This is a genomic window from Actinomycetospora sp. (assembly GCF_055612215.1).
On sequence record NZ_JBVPVA010000394.1, the window covers coordinates 1 to 3,299 of the forward strand.

Consider the following 3,299-nt stretch of genomic DNA (forward strand, 5'->3'; position numbering starts at 1 on the left):
TGCGAGGACGGCACGGACAGCCACTCGAAGCACAAGTCGGGGACCTGCTCGGGGCACGGCGGCGTCCGCGAGTGGCTCTGAGTCGGTGATCCGCGTAGGCAGATGATCATGGCGAGGGCACCGTCGCTCCCCGGTGCCCACACCATGCTCATCTGCCTACGTGACCGGAGCCCCGGTGCCGTCGGGGAGACACCGCCGCGACCCCGCGAGAGCGAACGGCATCCTCGCTGCGTCTAGGGCGGATGCGAGGGTTCGTCGCATCCGCCCTACGCGTCCGACCGGGCCGCTCGCGCCGTCCGCACCCGGGCCACGACGTCGATCGCGCACACCACGGCCGCGGTCACCAGCACGACGCCGGCCGCCACCCACGCGCCGAGCACGCGGGTGAGCGGCACCGGGGAGACGAGCAAGCCGCCGGTCGAGGGCGTCGTGTCCACCCCGTGGGCCACGCACACCAGCCCGACCACGAGCAGCGCCACGGTGAGCACCGCGGTCACGATGACCCGGCGGGTCACGCGCCCTCCGCGGGGGCCCGGTCGGTGAGCAGCGTCGCGAGCGCGGCGTGCAGCCCGTCGGCGTCGCGGGCCCAGGCCGCGCGCCGCGTCCCGTCGTCGAGGGTCACGACGACGACGCCGAGGTGGCGCGGCACCGTCGGGTGGTCGCCGAAGGGCCGCAGGCCGTAGCGGCCGCTGCCGTCCGCGGCGCGCACCCCGACGATGCCCGCGGTCGGCACGGATTCCTCGCCCTGGACGAGCGCGTCGGGTGTGAGCCGGACCCGCAGGAACCGGCGCCGGGCCCGGACGATCAGCGCGATCGGCAGGAAGAGCACCAGGCCGACGACGAGCCAGGCGAGCGGGTTCGCGCCGCCGGGGGCCATCCGGTCGAGCAGCAGCCCCGCGAGCGCGAGGACCGGCCCGATCAGCACCGGCCACCAGGGCGCGCCGGGCTCCGCGAACAGCACCGGGGCCTCGTCGGGAACGCTCATCGCGCCGAGAAGAACGCGCGGGCGGCGGGCAGGTGCAGCAGCAGCGCCGCCGCGGCGAAGGCGACGAAGTAGACCCCGCCGACCCCGAGGAACGTCAACTGCACCAGCCCGGCGACGGCGAGCACGACCCCGATCGCGGTCAGCGCCGCCCGGGCCGGGCGGGAGCCGCCGGCCAGGGCCCGGGTCGCCACCAGCGTGCCCACGCCGACGAGGGCCAGCACGATCGCCGTGAGCACGAGCGACCCGACCCCGGTGGCCGGGTCGGCGATCCCGACCGCGGTGGCGATCGCGAACAGCACGGCCGTGACCAGGAGCAGGACCCCGAGCACCGCCCAGAGCACGACCGCGGCCGTCACCACCGCGGGACGGCCGGGCTCCTCCCGGGGCGGGGTCACCTCGCGCACCGGCCCGCTCACGCCCGCTCCCCCGTCACCCGGCCGGTCACCGGTCGAGCCGTCCGGCGAGCTCGGTGGCCCAGTAGGTGAGCACGATGTCCGCGCCCGCCCGCCGGATCCCGGTGACGGTCTCGAGGATCGTGCGCTCGCGGTCGATCCACCCGCGCTCGGCCGCGGCCGAGATCATCGCGTACTCCCCGGAGACCTGGTAGGCCGCGACCGGGACCTCGGAGATCTCGGCGACCGACCGCAGCACGTCCAGGTAGGCCATCGCGGGCTTCACCATGACCATGTCCGCGCCCTCGGCGAGGTCCAGCGCGGCCTCGCGCAGCGCCTCGCGGGCGTTGGCCGGATCCTGCTGGTAGGTGCGGCGGTCACCCGTGAGCTGGGAGTCCACCGCCTCGCGGAACGGGCCGTAGAACGCGCTCGCGTACTTCGCGGAGTAGGCGAGGATCGCGGTGTCGGCGTGCCCGGCGGCGTCGAGGGCCTCGCGGATCCGCCCGACCTGCCCGTCCATCATCCCGCTGGGGGCGACGACGTGGGCGCCCGCCTCGGCCTGCGCGACGGCCATCTCGGCGTAGATCTCGAGGGTCGCGTCGTTGTCGACCGACCCGTCGTCGGCGAGCACGCCGCAGTGGCCGTGGTCGGTGAACTCGTCGAGGCAGGTGTCGGCCATGACCGGGAGCGCGTCCCCGACCTCGGCCCGGACCTCGCGCAGCCCGACGTTGAGGATGCCCTCGGGGTCGACGGCGCCGGAGCCGGTCGCGTCGTGGTGCGACGGCACGCCGAACAGCATGATCCCGCCGAGCCCCGCCGCGGCGGCCTCCGCGGCCGCCTTGCGCAGGGTCTCGTGGGTGTGCTGCACGACGCCGGGCATCGACGAGATCGGCTTCGGCGCGTCCAGACCCTCGGCGAGGAACACCGGCAGCACGAGGTTCCGCGGCCGGACCTCGGTCTCGGCGGTCAACCGGCGTAGCGCGGGGATGGTGCGCAGCCGCCGGGGACGGTCGGTGGGGAACATGATCTTCCTCCAGAGGTGGCCTCCGGCCCCGTGAGCACTTCTCCGTCCTGTGACACGGACACGTGCTCACGAGCGCGGAGCGCACCTAGCGCTTGCGCGCCTTCGTCTTGCGGGGCGGGGGCAGCGCACCCTCGGCGCGCAGCTTGTTCGCGTGCGCGGCCAGGGCCTCGACCAGGGCCGGGACCTCGGCGACGTCGGGCTTGACGTCCACACGCAGGCCGAACTCGACCGCGGTCTCCGCGGTCTTCGGCCCGATGCACGCCACGATCGTGCGGGCGTGCGGCTTGCCGGCGATCCCCACGAGGTTGCGGACCGTGGAGGACGAGGTGAAGCACACCGCGTCGAACCCGCCGGTCTTGATCGCCTCGCGGGTCGGCGCGGGCGGCGGCGCGGCGCGCACCGTGCGGTACGCCGTCACGTCGTCGATCTCCCAGCCGCGCGACTGCAGGCCCTCGGCGAGGGTCTCGGTCGCGATGTCGGCGCGCGGGAGGAGCACCCGGTCGACCGGGTCGAGCACGTCGTCGTGCGGCGGGAAGACCTCGAGCAGGCCCTCGGAGGACTGCTCGGTCTGCTCGTCCGGCACCAGCTCGGGGTGCACGCCGAACGCGCGGACCGTCGACGCGGTCGCCTCGCCCACGCAGGCGATCTTCACGCCGGCGAACGCGCGGGCGTCGAGGCCGAACTCCTGGAACTTCTCCCACACCGCGCGCACCGCGTTCTGGGAGGTGAACACCACCCACTGGTAGCGCCCGTCGACCAGGCCCTTGACCGCGCGCTCCATCTGCGCGGGCGAGCGGGGCGGCTCGACGGCGATCGTCGGGACCTCCTCGGGCACCGCGCCGTGCACGCGCAGCCGGTCGCTCATCGCGCCCGCCTGGTCCTTGGTGCGGGGCACCAG

Annotated in this window: 6 protein-coding genes; 1 reads left to right on the forward strand and 5 read right to left on the reverse strand. The window is 75.0% G+C overall.

Annotated features, from left to right (window positions below; all coding sequences use genetic code 11):
• Positions 1–81: DUF3761 domain-containing protein (locus tag AC0CYZ_RS11200; protein WP_472215267.1), on the forward strand; the 81-nt coding region annotated here is incomplete at its 5' end.
• 185 nt (positions 82–266) lie between these two features.
• Here AC0CYZ_RS11200 and AC0CYZ_RS11205 read toward each other — a convergent pair.
• From AC0CYZ_RS11205 to AC0CYZ_RS11225, 5 genes are all read right to left on the reverse strand, one after another.
• A complete protein-coding gene (locus AC0CYZ_RS11205; RefSeq protein WP_472215257.1) occupies positions 267–515 on the reverse strand; it encodes a hypothetical protein in 249 nt (82 codons plus the stop codon).
• A complete protein-coding gene (locus tag AC0CYZ_RS11210; protein ID WP_472215259.1) occupies positions 512–985 on the reverse strand; it encodes a hypothetical protein in 474 nt (157 codons plus the stop codon). Before AC0CYZ_RS11210 ends, AC0CYZ_RS11205 begins: the two co-directional genes overlap by 4 nt.
• Entirely contained in the window at positions 982–1,401 is a 420-nt protein-coding gene (locus AC0CYZ_RS11215; protein WP_472215261.1) for a hypothetical protein, read from the reverse strand. The genes AC0CYZ_RS11210 and AC0CYZ_RS11215 overlap by 4 nt, the downstream gene beginning before the upstream one ends.
• A gap of 25 nt (positions 1,402–1,426) precedes the next feature.
• A complete protein-coding gene (gene hemB, locus AC0CYZ_RS11220) occupies positions 1,427–2,401 on the reverse strand; it encodes a porphobilinogen synthase (RefSeq protein WP_472215263.1) in 975 nt (324 codons plus the stop codon).
• Between the two features lie 85 nt (positions 2,402–2,486).
• The coding region (locus AC0CYZ_RS11225; protein ID WP_472215265.1) for a uroporphyrinogen-III synthase at positions 2,487–3,299 on the reverse strand (813 nt) is incomplete at its 5' end.